This window comes from Mycobacteroides sp. H003 (assembly GCF_001440135.1).
Classification (GTDB): Bacteria; Actinomycetota; Actinomycetes; order Mycobacteriales; family Mycobacteriaceae; genus Mycobacterium; species Mycobacterium gwanakae.
Window position 1 is genome coordinate 848,409 of the sequence record NZ_LJYL01000034.1, and the last position, 22,628, is coordinate 871,036.

Annotated in this window: 21 protein-coding genes; 12 read left to right on the forward strand and 9 right to left on the reverse strand. The window is 65.8% G+C overall.

Annotation, left to right across the window (positions count from 1 at the left end):
• Positions 1 to 215 precede the first annotated feature (215 nt).
• Entirely contained in the window at positions 216 to 653 is a 438-nt protein-coding gene (locus tag AOT87_RS24185; protein ID WP_123771752.1) for a hypothetical protein, read from the forward strand.
• A 4-nt stretch (positions 654 to 657) separates the two neighbouring features.
• Here the strand turns inward: AOT87_RS24185 and AOT87_RS24190 are convergent, their stop codons facing one another.
• Entirely contained in the window at positions 658 to 1,509 is an 852-nt protein-coding gene (locus AOT87_RS24190) for a cytochrome c biogenesis CcdA family protein (RefSeq protein ID WP_057968944.1), read from the reverse strand.
• A 15-nt stretch (positions 1,510 to 1,524) separates the two neighbouring features.
• Positions 1,525 to 2,040: a redoxin domain-containing protein gene (locus AOT87_RS24195; RefSeq protein ID WP_057968943.1), complete on the reverse strand. Its 516-nt coding sequence runs from the start codon at positions 2,038 to 2,040 to the stop codon at positions 1,525 to 1,527.
• Between the two features lie 113 nt (positions 2,041 to 2,153).
• Here AOT87_RS24195 and AOT87_RS24200 point away from each other — a divergent pair, with 113 nt between their 5' ends.
• The 3 genes from AOT87_RS24200 to AOT87_RS24210 are packed head-to-tail and all read left to right on the forward strand — an operon-like array spanning position 2,154 to position 4,127.
• A complete protein-coding gene (locus tag AOT87_RS24200; RefSeq protein ID WP_030097171.1) occupies positions 2,154 to 3,089 on the forward strand; it encodes an LLM class F420-dependent oxidoreductase in 936 nt (311 codons plus the stop codon).
• Positions 3,090 to 3,113: 24 nt separating this feature from the next.
• Positions 3,114 to 3,587, forward strand: a complete 474-nt coding sequence (locus AOT87_RS24205) for a hypothetical protein (protein ID WP_057968942.1) — start codon at positions 3,114 to 3,116, stop codon at positions 3,585 to 3,587.
• Between the two features lie 57 nt (positions 3,588 to 3,644).
• Positions 3,645 to 4,127 (forward strand): hypothetical protein, encoded by a 483-nt coding sequence (locus AOT87_RS24210; protein WP_057968941.1) that lies wholly within the window; start codon positions 3,645 to 3,647, stop codon positions 4,125 to 4,127.
• Here AOT87_RS24210 and AOT87_RS24215 read toward each other — a convergent pair.
• The 6 genes from AOT87_RS24215 to AOT87_RS24240 form a co-directional block, all read right to left on the reverse strand.
• Complete coding sequence (locus tag AOT87_RS24215) at positions 4,121 to 4,504, reverse strand: hypothetical protein (RefSeq protein ID WP_057968940.1); 384 nt, start codon at positions 4,502 to 4,504, stop codon at positions 4,121 to 4,123. The two genes, AOT87_RS24210 and AOT87_RS24215, sit on opposite strands and share 7 nt — an antisense overlap.
• A gap of 78 nt (positions 4,505 to 4,582) precedes the next feature.
• Positions 4,583 to 5,236, reverse strand: a complete 654-nt coding sequence (locus tag AOT87_RS24220) for a hypothetical protein (RefSeq protein WP_057968939.1) — start codon at positions 5,234 to 5,236, stop codon at positions 4,583 to 4,585.
• 18 nt (positions 5,237 to 5,254) lie between these two features.
• Positions 5,255 to 5,911: a hypothetical protein gene (locus AOT87_RS24225; RefSeq protein ID WP_057968938.1), complete on the reverse strand. Its 657-nt coding sequence runs from the start codon at positions 5,909 to 5,911 to the stop codon at positions 5,255 to 5,257.
• Positions 5,912 to 5,915: 4 nt separating this feature from the next.
• Complete coding sequence (locus tag AOT87_RS24230; protein ID WP_057968937.1) at positions 5,916 to 7,418, reverse strand: dynamin family protein; 1,503 nt, start codon at positions 7,416 to 7,418, stop codon at positions 5,916 to 5,918.
• Positions 7,415 to 9,274 carry a dynamin-like GTPase family protein gene (locus tag AOT87_RS24235; RefSeq protein WP_030097178.1) on the reverse strand — a complete coding sequence of 620 codons (1,860 nt, stop codon included), beginning with the start codon at positions 9,272 to 9,274 and terminating at the stop codon, positions 7,415 to 7,417. The genes AOT87_RS24230 and AOT87_RS24235 overlap by 4 nt, the downstream gene beginning before the upstream one ends.
• A 126-nt stretch (positions 9,275 to 9,400) precedes the next feature.
• A complete protein-coding gene (locus tag AOT87_RS24240; RefSeq protein WP_057968936.1) occupies positions 9,401 to 10,618 on the reverse strand; it encodes an IniB N-terminal domain-containing protein in 1,218 nt (405 codons plus the stop codon).
• A gap of 344 nt (positions 10,619 to 10,962) precedes the next feature.
• Here AOT87_RS24240 and AOT87_RS24245 point away from each other — a divergent pair, with 344 nt between their 5' ends.
• From AOT87_RS24245 to AOT87_RS24265, 5 genes are read left to right on the forward strand one after another with little or no spacing between them, the layout of a single operon-like run.
• Positions 10,963 to 11,652: a thioredoxin domain-containing protein gene (locus AOT87_RS24245; RefSeq protein ID WP_057966225.1), complete on the forward strand. Its 690-nt coding sequence runs from the start codon at positions 10,963 to 10,965 to the stop codon at positions 11,650 to 11,652.
• Complete coding sequence (locus AOT87_RS24250; protein ID WP_057968935.1) at positions 11,649 to 12,530, forward strand: cytochrome c biogenesis CcdA family protein; 882 nt, start codon at positions 11,649 to 11,651, stop codon at positions 12,528 to 12,530. The genes AOT87_RS24245 and AOT87_RS24250 overlap by 4 nt, the downstream gene beginning before the upstream one ends.
• A 17-nt stretch (positions 12,531 to 12,547) precedes the next feature.
• On the forward strand, positions 12,548 to 12,910 hold the full coding sequence (locus AOT87_RS24255; RefSeq protein WP_078284891.1) for a BlaI/MecI/CopY family transcriptional regulator: 363 nt from the start codon (positions 12,548 to 12,550) through the stop codon (positions 12,908 to 12,910).
• Positions 12,907 to 13,830, forward strand: coding sequence for a M56 family metallopeptidase (locus tag AOT87_RS24260; RefSeq protein ID WP_057968934.1), 924 nt, complete (start codon positions 12,907 to 12,909; stop codon positions 13,828 to 13,830). The genes AOT87_RS24255 and AOT87_RS24260 overlap by 4 nt, the downstream gene beginning before the upstream one ends.
• Before the next feature lie 28 nt (positions 13,831 to 13,858).
• Positions 13,859 to 14,284: a DoxX family protein gene (locus tag AOT87_RS24265; RefSeq protein WP_057966222.1), complete on the forward strand. Its 426-nt coding sequence runs from the start codon at positions 13,859 to 13,861 to the stop codon at positions 14,282 to 14,284.
• Here the strand turns inward: AOT87_RS24265 and AOT87_RS24270 are convergent.
• On the reverse strand, positions 14,281 to 14,925 hold the full coding sequence (locus AOT87_RS24270) for an IniB N-terminal domain-containing protein (protein ID WP_057966221.1): 645 nt from the start codon (positions 14,923 to 14,925) through the stop codon (positions 14,281 to 14,283). The two genes, AOT87_RS24265 and AOT87_RS24270, sit on opposite strands and share 4 nt — an antisense overlap.
• A gap of 180 nt (positions 14,926 to 15,105) precedes the next feature.
• Between AOT87_RS24270 and AOT87_RS24275 the strand changes: the two genes are divergently transcribed.
• From AOT87_RS24275 to AOT87_RS24285, 3 genes are all read left to right on the forward strand, one after another.
• The gene (locus tag AOT87_RS24275) at positions 15,106 to 16,953 is read left to right on the forward strand and encodes an Hsp70 family protein (protein ID WP_057968933.1); all 1,848 of its coding nucleotides are present in this window, start codon (positions 15,106 to 15,108) and stop codon (positions 16,951 to 16,953) included.
• A gap of 74 nt (positions 16,954 to 17,027) precedes the next feature.
• Positions 17,028 to 19,424 carry an isoniazid response ATPase/transcriptional regulator IniR gene (gene iniR, locus AOT87_RS24280; protein WP_057968932.1) on the forward strand — a complete coding sequence of 799 codons (2,397 nt, stop codon included), beginning with the start codon at positions 17,028 to 17,030 and terminating at the stop codon, positions 19,422 to 19,424.
• Between the two features lie 162 nt (positions 19,425 to 19,586).
• On the forward strand, positions 19,587 to 22,622 hold the full coding sequence (locus AOT87_RS24285) for a (Fe-S)-binding protein (protein ID WP_057969840.1): 3,036 nt from the start codon (positions 19,587 to 19,589) through the stop codon (positions 22,620 to 22,622).
• Positions 22,623 to 22,628 lie beyond the last annotated feature (6 nt).

Consider the following 22,628-nt stretch of genomic DNA (forward strand, 5'->3'; position numbering starts at 1 on the left):
GTTCCCGGCACCTACTCGCCTGCATCCACGACACATCGATGCAGGTGGTCCTCGTGAAATGTCTGCGCAGCGCCACCCTCGATCCCGCAACAGGCGAGCGTGGCCATCCTCAGTTCGTTCCCAGAATCCGTCACTAGCTTGATTCGGTAGACAACAAATCTTGCAGTGAGAGGCGGGTCATGGTTTCCCGACGGACTGTCGCAGCTTCTGTCATCGTGGCTGGTATCGCAGGGGGTGTGCTGGCACCGATCGCATGGGCTGATGACCCTGCGCCATCCCAGCCCGTGTGCACAGCTCTAGGGCAGATCGCCGAAAGCCTTAACGATGACATCGGTGCGGGCCTTCAGCCTCGCGGCCTGAGAAGGTACGACATCACGCAACTCACTCACGGGGTGAGCTACATGAACCAGGTGAACGCCAACGCCCGTATCACTGCCCTTGACGTTCCGTTGCGCAATCTGACCAGCACGATCAACGACCTGCAGAATCAGTACCAGCTAGTCACCGTGTCCGATGAGGACGGGACCTGGCACCCCATGTCCGCCTCGCAAGAGCAGGATCTCGACCAGGCGTCCGCCCAGCAAGACACACTGACGGGCCTGGTCAGCCAATTGCAACAAAGCAACCACTGCCCACCTCCGCCGGCCGGCTGATAACTCAGCGCCGTCTGCGCACGGCGTACGAACTCGCCGCCGCGACAACCACAATCAGCGCGATGCCGACCAGCAGTGGCCACACGCCAGTCTCGTCCACCACGCTCACCAGCCAGGTCTGCACCTCGCTTGCCGCATTGATCACCGGGTCGTCGGCGCTCCCGTCGCCGAAGTTCAGCCGAATCTCGTAATAGCCGTAGTAGGCGATGTACAGCCCGGTCAGCAGCACGATCACCCCTGCGATGCGGCCCACATACGGCAAGACCTTCCGCATGGTGGCCTGCACCGAATTTCCCAGCAGCGCAACGGCTAATGCCGCGATGCCGACGGTCGCGGCCATCCCCGCCCCGTACGCGACGAAGGCCAGCACCCCCGAGACGATGGACCCCTGTTTGAAGGTGGTGCTGATGACCGCCAGAAACGGGCCGACCGTGCAGGACAGCGATGCCACCGCGTAGGTCAGCCCGTAGCCGTACATGGACAGCAGCGAGGCCGTTGGCGCCCCGCCGGAAACCCTGGGCAGCACGACGGTGAGCTCACGCCCGGACAGCAGCCAGAGGGACAGCGCTACCAGCGCGACACCGATCACCACGGTGGCGAAGGGCATGTAGCGACCCGCCGAGGCGACCACCGGCGAGATCACCAGCCCGAAAATCCCGAACACCGTCAGGAAACCGGCGGCCATCGCCACCGTCGCGGTCGCTGCCCGCGCCACAGCGGTCAGCCTCGAAGCGGTGCCGTCACTACCGGCGATCACCAGCCCGAGATAACCCGGGAGAAAAGCGAAGCCGCATGGATTGAGCGCGGCCACCAGCCCCGCCCCCAGCGCGAAAGTCAGTGCTGCGGTATCAATCACGTCAGTACCGCAGCATCAATGCAGCTGCCCGATTCTCTTGTCGAGTTCTGGTCCCGACAGCGGGCTCTTGACCACCTGGGCATTGCCGTCAGATCCCAGGAACGCGAAAGCCGGCTGATGGGTGACGTCGTACAGCGCCCACACCGCGGCATCGGTATCGGCCAGCTGAACAAAGGTGAGGCCGTACTTGGTCACGAAGTCCCGCATCGCGGACACCTGGTCCTGCGCCGCCACCCCCACAAAGGTGACATCCGGATGCGCAGTGGCCGCCCGCTGCAGATCGGGCGCTTCCTTCTGACAGGTCGGGCACCACGGCGCCCAAAACCACAGCACCGCCTTCTTACCGGTCAGACTGCTGCCCGCGAAGTCGGCACCATCGATGGTCTTGGCGCTGAAGTTCAGCAACCGCGAGGACTGCGACGACGACGAGCCAACCGTGGAGGTGTCGTTCTTGTCGGCCCCGGAGCAACCGGTCAGTCCGATACCCAGAGCCAGCACCGCGATAGCCGAAACCGCAACGCGTGATATCACTTTCCCTCGTTTCGCCGCATTCTCATCAACTCACGCCCATCTCGCCCACTCACCGTAACCATCGACGCAACGCGCCCGCGCTCGGGTGTGCGGCCTTACGTACGCTGGCAGTCATGGACTTCCGGGTATTCGTTGAACCGCAGCAGGGCGCCACCTACTCCGATCAGCTGCGGGTGGCACAGGCCGCCGAAGAACTGGGATTCTCCGCGTTCTTCCGGTCCGATCACTACCTGGCGATGGGTGGTGCCGACGGGCTGCCCGGCCCCACTGACACATGGGTGACACTGGGAGCGATCGCCCGGGAGACCACCAGCATCCGGCTGGGCACCCTGGTCACCTCGGCTACCTTCCGCCATCCGGGACCGCTTGCCATCACTGTTGCACAAGTAGACGAGATGAGCAGCGGCAGAGTAGATCTCGGCCTGGGCGCCGGGTGGTTCAGCGAGGAGCACGAGGCGTACGCCATTCCCTTCCCGCCGCTGGGCGAGCGGTTCGATCGTCTGGAAGAGCAGCTCGACATCCTCACCGGCCTGTGGTCCACACCTACCGGCGACACCTACTCCTATGCGGGCACGCACTACACGGTGACCGACTCCCCCGCGCTGCCCAAACCTGTGCAGGAGCCGCATCCGCCGATCGTGATCGGCGGGCTCGGCGCCAAGCGCACTCCGGCACTCGCCGCCCGTTTTGCCGCCGAGTTCAACGTGCCGTTTCAGCCCGTCGATGTCGTCACCGGTCAGTACGCACGAGTGGCGCAAGCGGTCGAAGCCGCTGGGCGGCCGGCAGATTCGATGATCTACTCGGCGGCCTTCGCGTTGTGCGTCGGCGATACGGATGCCGATATCGCGCGCCGCGCGGCCAATGCCCGCCGCGAGGTGGACGAGATCACCGAGAACAGCCCGCTCGCGGGCACTCCCGACGCGGTGGCGGACAAGCTGGGCACCTACATCGACGCCGGGGTCCAGCGGGTCTACGCCCAACTACTCGATATCCGGGATCTGGATCACCTGGAGTTCTTCGCTTCGACGGTAATCCCCCAGTTCGGCTGACATTCTTCGGTTAGGCTCCGCGCGATGAGTGAGCACGAGACACCGAACGCTCCCGACGACGACGAGAGCTACTTCTCGGGGATGATCGAGGAGAGCGAGAAGCCGACGCCCTGGTATCGAACGGGGCCGGCGATCGTCGGCACCATCGCTGCCATCATCGCGATCGTCGCGGTGCTCATGACCATCGTGTTGTCCACGGACAAGCGCGTGGTCAACGACAACACACCGCTGACGACGACATCGCCGACGCCGAGTACCACCACCACTGAGCCTTCACCTGAATCGTCGTCGACGACCACCGAGACCACGACCATCGAATCGACGCAGGAGCCGGTGCCGCCCGCGCCGACCTCCGAGCCCACGTACTACGACACCCCGACCTCGACGACGTACCAGTGGCAGGCGCCCGCGATCCCCTCACCGCCAGCTATTCCGCCGATTCCGCAGATCCCACAAATCCCGCCTATTCCACAGATCCCGCAAATACCGGGGCTGTAAGGGAGTTGGGTTACGCTCCGGATCATGTCCTACCCGGAGCCGCCAGAAGACCCGACGATGTACAACGAGCAGTACCACGATCAGGGACCTGATGGGCCCAACCCTTGGTACAAGCAGCCGGCCGTGCTCATTGCCCTGGCAGGAGCGGCGGTGGCGGTCATCGCGGTGATCATCGCCTTCGTGATTACCCGAAGCGACAAGCCTGCCCCCGCTGGGAGCACCACCTCGGTGACATCCGCGACGACCAGCAGTTCGGCACCGGCCAACTCCGGCGGCCACGAGGGGCACGGCGGCTCCGGGAGCACCACCGGCGGCAACTCCACGGTGACCGAGACCGTCTCCGAGTCGCCGAGTCAGAGCGCCGAAACGACGACCACTGCGCCGACGACCACGACCACCACTACGGATACGACGACCACCACGACCACTGCGCCGACGACTACGACAACGACGGCCCCGCCGACCACCACGACCGGACGCTCAGTGGTGATCCCGATTCCCGGCGGCGGCAACGTCCAGGTGCCCGTTGGCGGTCAGTGAGCCATCCGGATTCCCGGCGGACCTGTGACGCCCTGACGGGTCCTGCCGGGTTTTCCGGGGGACGCCTCGTTCCATAGGTGACCTGCCGCGCACAGCGCAACGACGAAGGACAGCACACCGATCGGGATCGCCCAGAGGCGACGCGTATCGAGCTTGGAGGCGCACTGGTCGTGGTAGTTGGTCGACTGATTCGCACCGGAACTCATCTTGTCCAGCTCCGCGCTCCGGGTGAGTCGGGGCCCCACGGGCATACCGCAGGTCACCGACTGGGTGGCACCGCCCGTGTCGACTTGAATAGACACCGGTGTGAGCAGGACGGCCATCGCGATGATCGTCGCGATACCGCATACGCCTGAAAGGACTCCGCGTCCGTGCATACCTGGGACGCTACGCCGTCAAGGGCACGCAATGATGGTGATTCGATATCCGAAGCGACAAAAAACTGGACGTGAATTTCAGCAGGCTGCGCTCTTGGCGGTGCGGCAGATCGGTGCCGCCACATCGCGCAGAACCTGCTGCTCATCGACCTCTACCCAGGGCGAACCGACAGCACCCGTGACGGCGTTGGTGACGGTCAGCTCGGCCACCGTTCCGGTACCGGGCGGCTCCACCACATACAGCCGGTACTGCGGCTGCTTGCCACCCTGCGCCGGCAGCGTCACCGTGGCCGCATGACCATTGGGTAGGTCGACCACATTGACCTGAGCGCCAACGGCGTTGAAGCAGCGATCCAGCCGTGCGCGCAGCGACCGATAGACAGTCGACGCGTACTGGTCGGTCACCGAGGTATCGCCGGGCCAGTGCGCGATCACCTCCACCGCCGTCCACCCGGACTCATCCGAAGTGACTGTCGAGGAAGCAGATTCGGGCGATTGCGGCAGACTCTCTCCCAGCGAGAAGCAGAGATTCGCTGACCAGAAGGCCGGGCGGTCAACCGACGTTGCGTTGCGCGACAAGGGAGCCCAGTGTGCGACGTGATCCATGGGGACATCCCGCGGGTTGATCCACACCGTGTCGGGCACAGGCTTCGGATCCGCCGCGGCCGGAGCCGCGGTGCCCAGGCAGGCGATCACAGCGATCGCCGGAATTGCCCGCTGCCACCCGCGCATCGTCACAGAAGTCCCTCGCTAGCAGGAGCCCTTGCACAGCGGCTGGGCAAGGGCGCGCAGAACCGTCGCGTCATCGACGGGCTTCCATGGCGAGGGCTCGCGGCCGGTGCGGGGCACGGTGACGGCAAGCTCGGAAACGGTGCCCGACTCCGGCGGAACCACGTTGTAGATGTGCACCTCGCTGGTGGGGTTATCGCGCTCCTTGCCGATCAGCAGGGTCGCCGCAAAGCCGTACCACGAGGGCGCCGGGCGCAGGTCGACGCTGATGACGTCGCCTACTCCCGGGCAGTAGTTGAGCTGAGATCGAATACCACTCTGGAAGGCCGCGGCCCCATCGGTATTTCCGTCGGGCCACTGTCCAGCCGCCTGCACCACGGATGCCGCGACGCCCGACGCGGCCTGGGTGGCGATGGCCGAGGCCGGCGGAAGGACGTCCGACGACGGGGCGCCGCAGAGCCGCATGCTGAGGAAGGAAGCCCTGCCGGTTGCGGTCGGGTTGGCCGCTGACCAGTGGTATTCGCTGTTCATTGGGATCTCACCGGGGCTGATCCACACGCCCGCGGGCACCGGCCTGGGGGCGGGCCCGGCCGGATTGGGGGTGGGCTCCGCCACTGCCGTCGCCGTGCCGAATCCGGCCATCAGGATTACGGTCGCGGCAGACAGGCGCATCATCATCTGCTCAGTATGCCGGGCGCTCGTGCGCAGACAACTGGGTGAGTATGCCTTCTGCACTGCGGGCAGCCGCTAAACACAGCCGGCTGGTGAACGGATCGTTGAGTGGATATGCGGCCCGCGCGCGCCAGCGTCCCACCGCGTCCAGGGCGGCACGCCGCGGATCCGGGCGGGTCTCGTCCAGACCTAGGCGGGCGGCCGGTTCCGTGCCGGAGGCTCCCAGCAGTCTGCGGATGAGCACCGTCTCGTGTTCGGTGAGCGTGGTGGTTCGGGAGGACAACTCTGCCAACAGCCGTAGCTCATCGAAGGCGTGAGTGTCAGCGAGCAGGGGGTCGATGTCGTCGATCACCGGGCGGCCGCCCTGGACCGGGTAGGACGTCAGCACCTGACGGGCCGAGAGCAGCGCGGTATGAGATTTCAGGATGCCCGCGCGCTGACCGAATTGGTTGGCGATGATGTTGTGCAGTTCCACCAGACCACTGCGTTCGAGGAGTTCCTCGGCCAGCCCGGTGGCGGTGATCTCGGAGGTGCCTGCGACCCGGATGACGGCCACCGCGATCCGGATACCGAACATCCCGAATCGATGTAGCAGTGCGGCCCGGGTCTGTGGGTCAACCGGAAGCGAATCATCTTCGCGCACAAACCTATCCACGGACAGCAGTGCCTTGGCCAGCACCTGCGGATCCACTTCCGCGAGTTTCTGCAGTGCGATGAACTCTGCTTGCCGCAGTGTGCGGGCGGTCAGCGCCAGCAGCCCGGCGACCGGTACCACGGCCTGACAGATCCCGGTGCGTTCCATCTCGCCGGCGAACCGGGCGGACACCTCACGCGCGGACAGCATCGCGTCGAGACGGCCCACCCCGATCTCATCCGCACGCGATACGACGCCAATCACCCCGACAGCTCCCCCACGCTCGCCGCCGACAAGCTTGCCGATCTGGGTGAGCAGGCCGATATCGGCGGCGTTCAGGCTGCGCAGCAGGAAGATCACTGCATCCACCCGTGGCACTCCATCCTCGGGCACCAACAGCGCGAGACTGCGCTCTGAGACCTCGGTGGACAGCGACGAAGTCCCTGGGGTGTCTATCAGGGTGATCTCATTCAATTCCGGTGCGGGCCAGTGAACGTCGAGGTCTGCCACCGAGGCCGGGTCCAGCCGGTCGAGTTCGAAGGAAAGGCCGCCGTCACGACGGATCGGGATGTCCTGGCGCACGCCGCTGAACAGATTGGCCGTGACCTGCGGAGCGGCGCCGTGACGGAACCACGCCACGATCCGGGTGGCCTCGGTGGCATCCGTGGGTGCAATGTCTTCTCCGACAAGCGCATTGACCAATGTTGATTTGCCGGCATTGAGAGTTCCGGCGATGGCCACCCGGATCGGTTCGTCGAGCCGGGCAGCAATACGGCTCAGCTCGTCATGTGGCTCCGCGATCCGCGCGTACCGCGAATCACTCTGGTAGGCGCGCATGGCCTCACCGATGATGGCACGGGCCTGCTCGATGGTGCTCATGCGGACGGACGCAGCCCTTCCAGTCCGTCGATATGCGTGTTGACCTGGCGCAGGATATGCAATTGGCGCTCAACCTCACGGGTGCGCGCATCGCGATCCTCGGCCTCCAGCCGCGCCGATGCGATGGCCGCCTGTAGCGATTCGTTGAGCGAGCGCGTGGTCTGGTTGGCGATATCGCGGAAATGGTCCCGGAGCTGGCGCTGCACCAGACGCAGCCGGTCGCGTGATTCCTTGAGCACCACGAAGGACACGTCGTCGAGGAAGCGGCGGACGTTCGTCTTGGCCTCACCCCGGATGCGCAGCATCCGGTTCTCCATGTCTTCGTTGTAGGTCTTCTTTCCCAGCATCGCACCGGCCCCCAACGAGATCAGGTTGAACATCCCGAGCCCTGCGACGGTGGTCAGCATGCCGAACATGATGACACCGCCGTAGGAACCACGCAGCCCGGTGATGGCCTTGTGCCCCAACTTGATCGGCTTGGCTTCCAGCTTCGACAGCGACTTCAGGTCACTCAGATCCGCGCCCATCTCGCTGGCCCGCAGCCGGGGCATCTTCACCGAGTCCATGCCGGCGGTGGCGAAGGTCTCGGCCACCTGAGCGGCCAGGTGCATCGCCCGCTGATGTGCCCAGACGAAGTTGTTTCCCACCGAGTTGGCCACGGCCTGCTCGAGTTTGGCGCCGACCTCGGCCCAGTTCTTGGTGGGATCGGTGCGGTCGATCACCTCTTCGGTCCGCTGCAGGATCCGCCGGAATCGTGATTGCAGATCGTGCTCGACATCGGTCGACACATCGGTGATGCCATCACCGAGAACCTGCTGCCACAGTGCGGTATGAGCCAGCGCCTCCTCGGCCTCACGCTTACGGCGTTCCAGGTCTGAGGTGAGCTCATCGCGGCTCTGCGGATCCTGCAGAGCACTGAGCTCGGCGTCCAGGGTGAGCGTGAGATGCTCCGATGCCGAACCGATCTCGGCGACCGCCTGCTGTCGCGAGCTGGCCTGATGGTCCGCGATGGCATTGCTGAGGAATGTCACCAATGCGGGGAAGTTGGACTCCGCATTGAGTTCCTTGTCGTTGAGCTGCAACGCGTGCGAACGCAGCGCCGACGACACCGTGATAGCGGGCACGGTGATCTTGGCCTGGTGCAGATGCGCGGAGTTGGCAGCCACCACCTCGCGCCAGTGCGGGTACAGATCCGTCTTGGTGTTGACGATGGCCGCGACGGGGCACAGGTCGAGCGCCTGCTGGATGAAAACCAGCTCGGGTTCGGTGAATTCGGAACTGAGATCGCTGACCATGAGCATGACATCGGCGTCCGGCAGCAGCCCAAGGGTGCTCGACAGGTGCGGCTGACCGAACCCGCCGACGCCGGGCGTATCCACCAGGCACAGACCACTTTTGAGCATCGGGCTGGCAACCTTGATTTCCACCCGAAGCACCTCGCGGCCCTGCGCCTGCGGTGCGCGCTTGAGGTCCTTGCCGATATCGGCCACCGGAATCGGGATGATCTCGGGTTCCCCGGCCAGTCCCCCACCGTCATATTGTTCGGCGGGAGCAACCACCAGGGCGGCCGAGGGCTGCTCGCCGTAGCTGATAACGGTTGTCACCGAGGTGGTTTCGTCATCGCCCACACGAGCGACCGGCATGTTGAGCAGCGAATTCACCAGCTGACTCTTGCCCTGTTTGAGCTGTCCCGCCACCACCACGCGCAGCGGACGGTCCACTAGAAGGCTGTCCACCCGGTCCAGGCGGTCGATCAGATCGCCCCGATCGTTCTCGCCCGCGATCTTGCGCACATGCCCCAGCAGCTCGTTGACGAGCGCCAGCTGCTGCTGGCCGTCCTGCGCGGTGTCCGACACGGTTCCCTAACCCTTCTGGCTCGAAATTCCTCATTACTGTGCCATTTCTTCTGGCCGGCACAGTTCAATCCGGCATCCATGCCGATGCCCCGCACCATTACTGGTGCGGGGCATCGCGCCCGGGGACTAGTGGTGCTCGGTTCCCGGAAGGGTGGTGTGGTCGGCGGCCGACGCGTGACCCTGGGCCTGTGCCTGGGCCTCGAATCCGGTACCGGCCGCGCCATGCGAGCCCAACGAAGAGTTGAACGACTCGTTCATCGAGGAGCTGTGCGAAGCGTTGAGCGGGCTGCTCAGCGAATCGTTGATGGCGCTGCTGTGCGAGTTGCTCACCGCGGTGCTGCTGGATGCGGAGTGCGAGGTGTTCAGCGAGTCGTTGATCGCGTTGGTGTGCGAGTTGCTCAGCGAGGTGCCGGTGTGCGCCTGGTTGTTGGACGCGATGTCGGTGTTCACCTTGTTGTGCGACGCGATATCGGTGTTGGTGCTGGTGCTCGTCTGGTTGTGCGAGCCGATATCGGTCTGTGTCTTCACCTGGTTGTGCGAGGCGATGTCGGTGTGGGTGGTGTTACCCGAGCCGATGTTCGTCGAGCGATCGGTGTTGAACGAATCGTTGATGTTGGTGGTGTTGCGCTGCGAGTGGTCGTCCACGACGGTCACGCTCTTGTCGATACCGGCCGAGCCGTGCCCGCTGACGTTGGTGTAATCGCCGCCGACCCGAGTCTGGCTCTGGTCGACACCGACCTTGCTGCCGTGGTCGGCGTTGATGATGTTGCTATCGCGCACATCGCCGTTGACCGCGGTAGATCCCTTGCCGGAGGCGATGGGTCCGGAGTTGCTTCCGCCCACGGCCACCGCACCGTCGCCGATGGCGTTGGTGTCGCGGTTACCGAACTGCAGGTCGCCGAAGCTCAGGTCCAGCAGCGGGCCACGGTTGAAGCTGTCGACGTTGCCACTCGGGCTCATGACCTGGTTACCGCTCGCGATCGGGTTGTGGCTCGCGAACTCGGTGTCGTTGTGGCTCATGAAGTCGTTGTTGCGGGGGCTGAAGTTGTCCCGGGGGCTCAGCAGAGACGGCGACAGGATGCTCGGGGCATCGGGCTGTGCGGCGTAGTAGTTCTGCAGGTTGCCCGACAGGTCGTTCATCGGGTTGCCGGTGTTGACCCACTGCGACTGGTAGCCGTAGTTGGAGGCCACCGATTCGGCGACGACCGGCATGACCGCACCCACCTGTGCGGCGGTGACGGCCGACAGCCCGGCGTTGGCCAGCGAGGTCTGCGGGTCGGCGACGTAGCTTGCGGCCTGCACGGGGTCGCGGAAGAGGTTGAGGATGAAGTCGATGATGGACATTTGAGGTCTCCTTGGGGGATCGGAGTCAACCGGGTCTGTCCGGTCGAACTGAATACAAACCTACGAACCTGCAAGTGCCCTGGAAACGGGAGAACTTCCCCTTCTCCGCCAATCCCCCATGGGGGTCCGCTGCCGTCCCCATTAGGGGATTAGGGGGCTACTAGGGGTCGGGTACTCCGGTCGCTCATCGCTACACCATCGCCCGGTTCCCGTCGCCGACGACTGAACGGCCACAACGCCCTGAACAGCACAGACGTGCTAAATACTATCGGCCTTAGTATTTATCTACTATCTTTCCTAGTAGTTAAATACTAAGTCGGTTAGTAGATCGAAAGAGGGAAACCGTGCGGCGAAGCGAGAACCGTCAGCGTGATATCTGGATCGCCGGGGCCCTGGGCGTCGTCATCGTCGTGCTGGCCACGTACCTGTTCTTCGATCACAGCGGCAAGAGCACCGCATCGGCCGGCTCACCGGCGGCCACCGCCCACCACAACAGCCTGGCCCGGCTGCACACGAATGATCCGATGGCACTCGGCCCAATCGATGCGCCGGTAGTGCTGGTCGTCTACTCCGATTACCGCTGCCCTTTCTGCGCAAAATTCAGCCGGGATACCGAACCGCAACTCGTCGAGCGGTACGTCAACACCGGGAAGCTGCGCATCGAATGGCGTGATCTCCCGATCTTCGGGGCGCAATCGGTGCAGGCCGCCAAGGCCGGTAGAGCAGCAGCGGAACAAGGCAGGTTCTGGGAGTTCAACCGGACCGTGTATCGGCATGCACCGGATCGCGGCCACGCCGAGCTGACTGACGAGGTCCTCCTCGAACGAGCTCGCGAAGCTGGGGTCCCGGATCTGCCGCGATTCCAGGCGGCGGTCGCGGGCGATCGGCTACTGCCTGCCGTACAGCAAGATATTCAGGAAGCTGTGGCGATCGGTGCGTCTTCGACGCCCGTCTTCGTGATCAACGACCAGCCTGTGGTGGGCGCGCAGCCCTTGGATGTCTTCGTATCGGTCATCGAGCAGGCTCAGCGGTGATCGATGTCGGGATCCTCGGCGCCCTGCTCGGTGGTGTGCTGGCGTTGGTCAGCCCGTGCTCGGCGATGCTCCTGCCGTCGTTCTTCGCATACTCCTTTGACCGAGCCGGGCTGCTGCTGCGCAGGACCGGGCTCTTCTACCTGGGCATGCTCATCGTGCTGGTGCCGTTAGGTGCGGGCGTGGGCGCCGTCGGAGCGCTACTCACCGAATACCGTTCCCAGGTGACAACGGTGGGAGGCGTGTTGATGATCGCGCTCGGTGTGGCGATCATCGCCGGGTTCGGCTTCCGTATCGGCCCGGCGGCGCGGGTGGCGGCTCGCCTCGACCTGTCCTCGGGCCTGTCGGTCCTGATGCTCGGCACCGTGTACGCGCTCGCGGGATTCTGCTCCGGGCCGATACTCGGGAGTGTGTTGACGGTGGCCGCCATCGGCTCCAGCCCGGTCTATGGCGCTTTACTCATGGCGCTGTACTCACTGGGCATGGCAGCGCCCTTGTTCGTACTGGCATTCGCCTGGGGACGGTTGAGGCTGGCTGACCGACGCTGGGTGCGGGGAACCGAGATCCGGATCGGACGGCTGCGAACCCATTCCACAAACCTCATCTCCGGTGGGATGTTCATCGTGATCGGCATATTCTTTGTGGCCACCGACGGGACGGCTGCACTCGGTGGGATCACCGGCAGCGATACTCAATTCGACATGCAAGCGAGGCTGCAGGACCTGACCTCGCACCTCCCGAACGCGGCCGTCGCGCTCGGGATCGCCTGCGCCGCATTCGCAGTAGTTCTGATGCGTCTGCTGTATCCCCGCACCGCTACGGCGCGCGGCGCCCGAGACCAAAGTGACAGAACGAGAGAGGACACCGATGACCGCACCTAGCCAGAAGGAGACAGCGCGTGCGTGACATGTTCGGCCTCGGTGAGCGGGAGTCGACGATCATGGAGGTGCTGTGGTCCGCGGCCGAACCGGTGACTGTCCGTGATGTCCTGGATCGACTGGAGCGCCCCTTGGCGTACACGACAGTCATGACGGTCCTCGACAACCTGCACAACAAAGGGCACGTCACCCGCGAAAAGGTCGGGCGGGCGTTTCGCTACCGGGCGGCGCAAACGCGGGAAGCCGTGGCCGCACAGATGGTCCGGGAAGTCCTGGCCGCCAGCGGCGATGCCGAAGGGGTGCTTTTGCACTTCGCGGGATCTGCCTCCCCCGAGGAATCCACGGTGCTGCGCAGAATTCTCCGCCGGGGCGGCCTGACATGACCGTCGCCCTGGTGTTGATGGCGAGTGCGGCCCTCATTGGTGTCGCCGGACCGGCATGTCTGCGGCCGACCGTGCGTCCCACCCTGCTGCCGGCCGCAGCGCTGGCCGCGTGGCTCGGAGCGCTGATGGCCTTCCTCGTACTCACGGCGTTGTCCGCGATGCTGCTGCTCTTTCCTCACATACTGGATACCCGCGGTGTCACGACGCTGGTGGGCGGATGTCTGAGCGGAACCATCCCGCACTCATCCTTCGGAACCCTTGTTCAGCTTGGGATCTCGCTACTGCCGCTGACCATCCTGGCCCGGGTCGCGTTTGTGGCCGTTCGGGGCCTGCGCGCTGCGCGCCGGCACCGCGCCCGCCACTTCTGGATGCTGCGGGCGGCGACGTGCCACTCCGGACAAGTCCATTGGATCGATGACCCGCGGCCGATCGCCTACAGCCTCGGGGGTGCTCGCGGGGCGGTGGTCGCCACTCACGGCATCCGCAGCCTCGGCGAAAAGCAGTGCGCGGCAGTGATCGAGCATGAATTGGCACACATTCGCGGCAGGCACCACGTGGCCGTGTTGTGTGCCGATATCGCGGCAGCGGCACTGCCGATACTGCCGTTGATGCGCCGTGCGCCGGGAATGGTGCGGCTGATGGTGGAGCTGGCAGCCGACGATGCGGCAGCGCGGGCCCACGGGCCGCGGACCGTGCACGCCGCGCTGCTGGCCATGAGCAAGTCGGGCATGGCCGTGCGTGGCGCACTGAACATGTCCAGCGAATCGGTGGCGGTGCGACTCATATGGCTGCGAGCCCAGGGACCCACCTGCCGTGCATCGATAGGACGCTGCCGACTGATGCTCGGCTTCGCGTTACTTCCCACGGCCCTTGCGGGCGCGGTGTTGGTGGCGCTGTTCAGGGCGTATTGCACGTTCTGAGACCCGGCCGGATCGACGAGGAGAGTTCATGAACATTCAGCGCGCCGGTCAGATCGCGCGTTGGGCCATTCCCACCGGCGCCCGCCTGGTGTTCGGCGTCATCTTCCTGTTGGAGGGGACCCAGAAGATCTTCGGCTGGTGGAGCGGATCACCTACCGGTTCCGGACATCCCGAGCCATTCCTCAACTGGCCGTACTGGTGGGCGGGCGTGTTCGAGCTCGCCCTCGGCGTCCTGCTGACAGTGGGATTGTGGACACGAGTGTCCGCGGTTCTCGCGGCGGGAATGATGGCGTACGCGTACTTCTTCGAGCACCTGCCGGTGCACTGGGAACCCATGCAAAACGGTGGAGCCTTCGCGGCCACATTCTGCTGGGGGTTCCTGCTCCTGGCCCTCGTGGCAGATGACACCCGGCTATCACTCGACCGTGTGCGCGCCCGCAGCGCTGAGAGCTAGAACTGGTCGATTCCGGGATCGTGATCGATTCCGGCCTGATGGCCAAGGTCTCCATGATCGAAGAACGGATCCTGCAGACCCGCATCGCCGGAACCGCCGGCTCCCAGTTCGGAACCGAAATGCTGGGGCTCGAACCCGGCTGCGTCCAACCCGGACGGGGATGCGTGCAACGGAGCCTGGAACTGGTCGATCGCGGCCACCGCACTGTCGGCCGATGGACCGAACTGGTCGGGGACGGTGATCGCGTCCTGACGAACGCTCAGGTCCGATACCGCATTGGTCGCCGCGTGCAGACCCGCATCCAGGCTCGGATCATGCGTGGGCGCGGTGAACGGCGAATCGAACGCCTCGAAGGCACTGGTCGCCGCACCACTTGCCCAGATGTTGTCGGCAGGAATTGCGGTCTGCACCGCATGCGTCAGATCGGTGGCCGCCGGGTTCGCGGCGAACTGCGAGGCCTGTGTTCCCAGGGCGGCCGGTATCGACTCGCTGACCACCGGGATCAGCGCGGAGACATCTGCGGGCTGGACTCCGTCCAGGTGCGCATCGGCAATGACTTGTTCGGGATTGGCCGCGTATTGCGCAGCCATATCCTGGTCACGGACCAGTGCCATGACGAAATCCAACAGGTTATTGCCCATGTCTGCGATGGTAGGAGCCACCGGGAACCTCGGCTACGGGGCGCGACCCGTTTCCCACCAGTGCCCATTGGGGGACGCGCGTTAGGGGATATGTCGTCATTAGGGGGTGTGACGACCGTCATCCCCTACTGTTGGGCTGCGGGGTGAAACGCCACAGCGCCGCAAAACGAACGGATAGGTATGGCCAACGCACTGGGACTGTCGATCGGCGCCACTCAACTGGTCGCGACAGCCGACGACTCGCAGAGCCAACCCGTGGTGCGCAGTTCGATCCTCACCCTGCATGAGGACGGTCCGCCCGAGGTTGGAGTACCGAGCCATCCAGGTTTGACGCTCACCGGATTCGTCGGCAGAGTCGGCGACCCCGTCGGCATCGTGGCGGCGGACGGATCGGTTCACCGGGCCGAATGGGCACTCACCGAGGCCATGCGCGTGCTGATCGCCGACGCGGCCTCCGCTGCCGAATTCACCGCGCCTCCTGCACTGTCCGCCTCAATTCCCGCGCATTGGAGCCCGCAGACCGTCGCCACGCTCCGGGACGCGATCGACCGCGTTCCCGCCCTCGCTCCGGGCGGTCGGCAGCTGAAGTTGATCCCCGATGCACGCGCCGCCCTGGAGTCGCTGGCCACGGGACCGGGAGTGCCCGACCGCGGTGTCGTGGTGGTGTGCGATCTCGGCGGCTCGGGTACCAGCATCACCCTGGCCGATGCGGCACGGGGATTCCAGCAGATCGGGCAGACCGTCCGGTTCGTCGAGTTCTCCGGCCAGCAGATTGACCAGATGCTCCTGACGCAGGTCCTCACCGACCTGAACCAGGATCCCGAGGGCACCACGTCGGTCGGCGCGCTGACCAGACTGCGCGATCAGTGCCGGTTGGCCAAGGAGCGGCTCTCCGGCGAGACCGCGACCTCGGTGCCGGTGGCGCTTCCCGGCATCACCACCGACGTTCGGCTCACCCGCGCCGAACTCGAAGACCATCTGCGCGGCCCGCTCTCCAGCTTGATCAACGCCATTCAGGACACCGTGGAACGCAACGGTATTCATCCGGCGAACATCAACGCGGTCGCCTCGGTGGGTGGTGGTGCCAACATTCCTCTTGTCACCCAACAACTTTCCGAGCGGATGCGAGTACCGGTCATCACCGGACCCCAGCCACAGTTCGCGGCCGCCCAGGGCGTGGCCTTACTGGCCACCCGGCCCGATCTGCCGCCGCAAGATGCCACCGCGATGCGGCCGGTCGAGCAACCGCCGGGCGATGCCACCATGATGCGCCCGGCGCCCACCGGCACCGGAACCTTTGCCGCTCCGGTGGCTGCGGCCGCCAACGATGCACCGGAATTGGCTTGGTCCCAAGATGATTCGGCCCCCGACCTGGCTCCGCTGCAAGAGACCGGCTACCAGAGCGGATACAGCACCGGATACACCGTCGACCTCGACGACGAGTACCAGGGTCCGGCCGAACCCACCACCGCCCGTCCCGAGCTTCAGTTCAGCCACGAACCGTATGCGGCCGACGACGATTACGACTACTACCCGCCGCTGCCGTGGTACCGCCGGCCGCTGGTGTGGTTCATCGCTGCGGCGGCGGTGGCCGGCATCGCCTTCACCGGAATGATGGTGTCACTGACCAGCAATGAGTCGCCGGCCCCCGCCCCAACCACACCGAGCGTGAGCGTGGTGCCGAGCACAGGCGATGCCCCGGCCGAGCCGCCCCCGTCGCCCGAACCTCCGCCACCACCGCAGACCCACACCGTGACGCAGTCGGTGCAACCGCCGCCGCCCTCGCCGGAGCCTCCTCCGCCGCCTCCACCGACGACGACAACCACACCTCCGACAACCACGACAACAACCACCACCACAACGACGACCACGACAACTACCACCCCGCCGACCACCACAACGACACCACCAACCACGACGACCACTCAGCCGCCGACAACAACCACGCAGCCGCCCTCCACGTCCACGTCGCGCCCCATGATCACGATCCCGGGGTTGCCGCCGATCCCGATCGGTCCGCGCAACTGAGCGCCCCTCGGGAAAGCGGAACCTCCGGGACATTCGATGGAATCGCCTCGGCGGTAACGACTATCACGCAGGCGCTGTCCGCGGGCGGCGCGGCGAAGGTGCTCATCAGCGGCACCGCCGGTAGCGGAAAGACGTCGATTCTGGCGCGGGTTCGAGATGTCCTGAGCACCACGGGCTCTGCGCCGGTCAACCATGTCCCGGAGACAACGACCGGAAAAGGCTTGGGCCCATTCGTCATCGACGACGCCGACTCGCTCAGCGGCCCACAGCTCGATACCCTGCGTGCCGTCGTGGAGAACGATCCGACGGCCATCGTGGTGGTGGCCGCGACACCCCGGCGCCAGCCTGCGCTACGTGCACTGTTTCAGGCCTTGGAGCGCGAATCACCCACCATCGCGCTCGGTCCCGTCGACAAGGGTGATATCGCCAGGCTTTCGGCTCGCTCAGCAGCCTTCGCCGATGAGATCGCGACCGCCACCGGCGGAGTGCTGGCTCTGGTGGCGGCGGCCGTCGATCGCCTGGACGGCGCGGATTCACTCGAATCCGCACTGCGTGCGATCGATTCCCGCATCGACGAACAACTGCGCCGCCTCTCGCCGTCGGCCCAGGCCGCCGTGCTGCTGATGTCCCTGGACCCCGGCATCGGGGCCTCAGATATCGCTGCGGCGCTTGCACTTTCCGACGCCGAGGATCTGGTCGACGAGGCTCTGGGAAGCGGGCTGGTGCCCTCCCCTGGTCAGATCGCCTTCGCGGCCAGAGTGCACGGCTGCGCCACACGACTGCTGGGAGCGGCGCGGCACCTCGATCTCGAACGATCGCTGTTGCGCACGCAGCTCGACATCGGTTCGGTGTCCACCGACCTGGCTCTGGCCCTGGTAGCCCACGGATTGCGTGATACGCAGATCGCCGGACTGCTCGCCGAGTGGGCCGCAACCGAATCCGACCCCGTCACCGCGGCGGATCTGTACCGCGCCGCGCTGACCGCGGGCGCCGAGCCGGGCCCGATCAGGGTGCCGCTGGCCGAGTCGCTGGCGCGCGCGGGTGATCTGACCGCGGCGGCCACCCAGGCCGATGAGGTGCTTAACGCCACCGATCCAGGACATCGCGCGGCTGCCGTACGTATCGCGGCGGCCATCGCGTGCCACAACGGGGACTCCGGTCAGGCGGTCGCGTTGTACGACTGGCTGGGTACCGGCCTGGACGGCCTGACGGCCCTGTCCGCGGCGCCGGTTTTCGTGGGTATCGGACAGTTGACGAGTGCACGGAAAGTCTTGGAAGACAACGTGGGAGCGCCCCCTACGACATCGGCCACCGCGACGCGCAATGCCGCCCAGGGGGTCATCGCGTCGGTTGAGGGTCGTGGCCACGAGGCGCTGTCCCTGCTCGGTCAGGCCGTCACGCAGCAGCCGTCGACGTCTTCCTTCACCCCGGACAGCACCGTCGCCCTGGCTGCGTTGACCATGCTGCACAGCGGCGAGACGGCGCGGGCCCGCGGCGTTCTCGCCGGTGCGATCCGTACCGACCTGCCCCACGACGTGTTCGCGGCGCGGCATCGTCTGCTCGCCGCCTGGATTGCCATGCTGTCCGGTGATCTGACCGGCGCCGCGCAATGGCTGCCTGAGGCCGACACCGAGCTCTCCCGGCGCGATCGCCTGTTCGCCGAATCGCTACGGACCGGCATCGCCCGGCGCCACGGCGACACCGGTCCGCTACGCCAGCATTGGCAGGCCGCTATGGATGTGTTGTCGGCGTATTCGATCGACCTCTACACATTGCTCCCGGTTGGCGAGCTCTGGGTGGCGGCGGCACGGCTGCGCACCCTTGATGCCGTCACTCATCATGTCGACCGCGCATTCGCGGTTCTGGCGCAGCTCGGCGATCCCATCGCCTGGTCTGCCCCCTTGCGATGGGCAGGCGTGCATGCCGCGATCCTGAACAACTCTCCGGAGAATCTCGCCCCGCACGGGCAGGCGCTCGCCGCGGCCGCGGGAGTCAGCCCGTATGCGCGCACCCTGGCGACGGCCGGGCGCACGTGGCTGCGGGTGCTCGCCAACCAGGTGGACGGCGCCGAGGTCGATGGCGCCGCGCGGATGCTGGGCGATACCGGCCTCGGCTGGGATGCAACCCGCTTGGCCAGCCAGGCCGCGCTGCACGCGAACGACCCGAAGGTGGCCGCCGCGATGCTCGCGCTGGCCCGCGATCTGCGGACGCCGTCGGCCAATACTGACGGTCCCGACCCGGCCGCGGCGCCGTCCTCGGCCGCCCACTCGCCAACATCCACGCGTCTATCGGATCGCGAGCGCGAGGTCGCCGAGCTGCTGCTACGCGGCCTTCCCTATCGCGATATCGGTGCGCAGCTGTTCATTTCGGCGAAGACCGTCGAGCATCACGTCGCCCGTATTCGCCGGCGCCTCGGGGCCGAATCACGCTCCGACATGTTCTCGATGTTGCGGTCGATCCTGACCCCATAAATGCGACAAAGTTCACCCTGTACGGCGGGTTAGGTAAGCCTGACTAGGACTTTCGACCCTGTCAATGCGACGATGACCTCGCATCTGACACAAGTTACCCGCGAGTAACATTACACTTGTTACTGACGAGTAACTTCTCGGGACCGGGAGGTCAGCACCACCGTGAGTACCGCGACGATCATTCTCGGAATCATCGGCGTTACCTTCAGCCTGGTTGCCTGGGGCTCATTCTTCGGCGGCGTGGTGAAGATGATCCGCGTCATCCTCTCCGGACAGCCGGACGGCACCCGCTGGCGCCCGATCGTCCCGCGCATCAAGACGCTCATCGTCGAGGTTGTCGCACACACCCGGATGAACAAATTCCGCACCGTGGGCTGGGCGCACTGGCTGGTGATGGTCGGCTTCCTGGGCGGCTTCCCGCTGTACTTCGAGTCCTACGGCCAGACCTTCAATCCCGAGTTTCACTGGCCGATCATCGGTGACACGTTCCTCTGGCACCTGTGGGACGAGATTCTCGGTATCGGCACGGTCATCGGCATCGTGACACTGATCGTCATTCGGCAGCTCAACCACCCCCGCAAGCCCGAACGGCTGTCCCGCTTCGGCGGCTCCAGCTTCATCGCGGCGTACACCATCGAATCGATCGTGCTGGTCGAAGGCCTGGGCATGGTGCTGGTGAAGTCCGGCAAGATCGCCACCTTCGGCGGCGGACACGTGTCATCGGACTTCTTCACCATGAACGTCGCGCAGTTGCTGCCCGAGAGCCCGTTGATGGTCTCCATCTTCGCCTTCATCAAGATGGTGTCCGGCGGCATGTTCCTGCTTCTGGTCGGGCGCAAGCTCGTCTGGGGTGTGGCCTGGCACCGGTTCGCAGCCTTCTTCAACATCTACTTCAAGCGCAACGCAGACGGCAGCGTCGCGCTGGGCGCGGCCAAGCCGATGATGTCCGGCGGCAAGGTCCTGGAAATGGAGAGCGCCGATCCGGACGTCGACGCCTTCGGCGCCGGCAAGGTCGAGGACTTCAGCTGGAAAGACCTGCTGGACATCACGACGTGCACCGAGTGCGGTCGCTGCCAGAGCCAGTGCCCCGCCTGGAACACCGGCAAGCCGCTGTCCCCCAAGCTGCTGATCACCTCGCTGCGCGACCACACCTACGCCAAGGCGCCCTACCTGCTGGCCGGTGAGGACAAGTCCAAGCTGAGTGAGGCCGAGGTCGCCGAGGGCGAGCGTCAGCTGGTCGGCGGCGAGGGTGCCGTCATCGACCACGAGGTGCTGTGGAGCTGCACCACCTGTGGTGCCTGCGTCGAACAGTGCCCCGTCGACATCGAGCACGTCGACCACATCATCGACATGCGCCGCTACCAGGTGCTCATCGAATCGGAGTTCCCCGGAGAGCTCGCGGGCCTGTTCAAGAACCTGGAGAACAAGGGCAACCCCTGGGGCCAGAACTCCAAGGATCGTCTCAACTGGATCGAAGAGGTCGACTTCGACGTCCCGGTGTTCGGCCAGGACGTGGACAGCTTCGCCGACTTCGAATACCTGTTCTGGGTGGGTTGCGCGGGTGCCTACGAGGACCGCGCGAAGAAGACCACCAAGGCCGTCGCCGAGCTGCTCGCGCTCGCCGGAACCAAGTTCCTGGTGCTGGGCGCCGACGAGACCTGTACGGGTGACTCCGCCCGCCGCGCCGGTAACGAATTCCTGTTCCAGCAGCTGGCCATGCAGAACATCGAGCTGCTCAATTCGGTGTTCGAGGGCGTGGAGCACAAGCAGCGCAAGATCGTGGTGACCTGCGCGCACTGCTTCAACGCACTCGGCAACGAATACCCACAGGTCGGTGGCGACTACCAGGTGGTGCACCATACGCAGCTGCTGAACCGCCTGGTGCGCGATAAGAAGCTGGTTCCCGTCGCACCGGTTTCACAAGACGTCACCTACCACGACCCGTGCTACCTGGGCCGTCACAACAAGGTGTACACCGCGCCGCGTGAGCTGATCGGCGCCTCGGGTGCCGCACTCACCGAAATGCCAAGGCACGGAGAGCGTTCCATGTGCTGTGGCGCCGGTGGCGCCCGCATGTGGATGGAAGAGCAGCTGGGTAAGCGCATCAATATCGACCGCGTCGACGAGGCCCTTGCCACACCTGCATCCAAGATCGCGACGGGCTGCCCGTTCTGCCGCGTGATGCTGACCGACGGTGTGACCGCCCGCGACGACTCTGCCGCCGTGGAGGTCGTGGACGTCGCGCAGCTACTGCTCGAATCCGTGGGCCGCACCGAGGAGATCCGGAAGGCATTGCCCGCCAAGGGAACTGCTGCAGCAGCGGCAGCCGAGAGGGCTGCCACCAAGGCCGCTGAACCCGAACCCGTTGTCGCCGAAGAGGAAGCACCGGCAGCGGAGGCCACAGCGGCAGCGCCTGCGGCCGATGCCAAGCCCATCACGGGTCTGGGCATGGCGGGCGGGGCCAAGCGCCCCGGAGCCAAGAAAGCCGCCGCCCCGGCCGCCGAAGCCGCCACCGAAGCACCGGCTGCACCCGTAAAGGGATTGGGCATGGCGGGTGGCGCCAAGCGCCCCGGAGCCAAGAAGGCCGCCGCCCCGGCCGCCGAAGCCAGCTCCGAAGCGTCCGCTGCACCCGCGGCAGCCGCACCACCGGTCAAGGGACTCGGTATGGCAACCGGCGCCAAACGTCCGGGCGCCAAAAAGGCGACCCCCGCCCCTGCTGCCGAGGCTGCTCCAGTGGCCTCCGAACCGGAGGCAGCAGCACCGGCGGCACCTGCCACCCCCGTGCCGCCCGTCAAGGGTTTGGGCATGGCGAGCGGGGCCAAGCGCCCCGGCGCCAAGAAGGCTGCCCCCGCGGCCGCGCCGGCAGCGTCTGCGCCCGAGGCTGAGGCTGAGGCTGAGGCACCGTCCGCAGCAGCGGTACCGGCAGCTCCCGCGGCTCCGGAGCCTCCTGTCAAGGGTCTCGGCATTGCCGCCGGTGCACGGCGTCCCGGCGCCAAGAAGGCGGCCCCTGCTGCGGCCGCTCCCGCAGCAGCAGAACCTGAGCAGCCCGCGGCCACGCCGGAACCCGTCGCACCGGCCGAAGCCGAGCCCGCGGAAGAGGCTGTGGAAGAGACCGCCGAGGCCCGCACGGCTCCGGAACCACCGGTGAAGGGCCTGGGTATGGCCCCGGGAGCACGCCGTCCAGGCCGCCGAAATTAGATATTG

Excerpts from the sequence above, each read along its gene's own strand:
- AOT87_RS24240 (WP_057968936.1), bottom strand. The coding sequence starts at position 10,618 with ATGTCCATCATCGACTTCATCCTCAACCTCTTCCGCGACCCCGTGCAG.
- AOT87_RS24210 (WP_057968941.1), top strand. The coding sequence starts at position 3,645 with ATGTACAACGAGCAGTACCACGATCAGGGACCTGATGGGCCCAACCCT.
- AOT87_RS24205 (WP_057968942.1), top strand. The coding sequence starts at position 3,114 with ATGAGTGAGCACGAGACACCGAACGCTCCCGACGACGACGAGAGCTAC.
- AOT87_RS24220 (WP_057968939.1), bottom strand. The coding sequence starts at position 5,236 with ATGCGCGGGTGGCAGCGGGCAATTCCGGCGATCGCTGTGATCGCCTGC.
- AOT87_RS24265 (WP_057966222.1), top strand. The coding sequence starts at position 13,859 with ATGAACATTCAGCGCGCCGGTCAGATCGCGCGTTGGGCCATTCCCACC.
- AOT87_RS24230 (WP_057968937.1), bottom strand. The coding sequence starts at position 7,418 with ATGAGCACCATCGAGCAGGCCCGTGCCATCATCGGTGAGGCCATGCGC.
- AOT87_RS24225 (WP_057968938.1), bottom strand. The coding sequence starts at position 5,911 with ATGATGATGCGCCTGTCTGCCGCGACCGTAATCCTGATGGCCGGATTC.
- AOT87_RS24260 (WP_057968934.1), top strand. The coding sequence starts at position 12,907 with ATGACCGTCGCCCTGGTGTTGATGGCGAGTGCGGCCCTCATTGGTGTC.
- AOT87_RS24215 (WP_057968940.1), bottom strand. The coding sequence starts at position 4,504 with ATGCACGGACGCGGAGTCCTTTCAGGCGTATGCGGTATCGCGACGATC.
- AOT87_RS24275 (WP_057968933.1), top strand. The coding sequence starts at position 15,106 with ATGGCCAACGCACTGGGACTGTCGATCGGCGCCACTCAACTGGTCGCG.
- AOT87_RS24270 (WP_057966221.1), bottom strand. The coding sequence starts at position 14,925 with ATGGGCAATAACCTGTTGGATTTCGTCATGGCACTGGTCCGTGACCAG.
- AOT87_RS24200 (WP_030097171.1), top strand. The coding sequence starts at position 2,154 with ATGGACTTCCGGGTATTCGTTGAACCGCAGCAGGGCGCCACCTACTCC.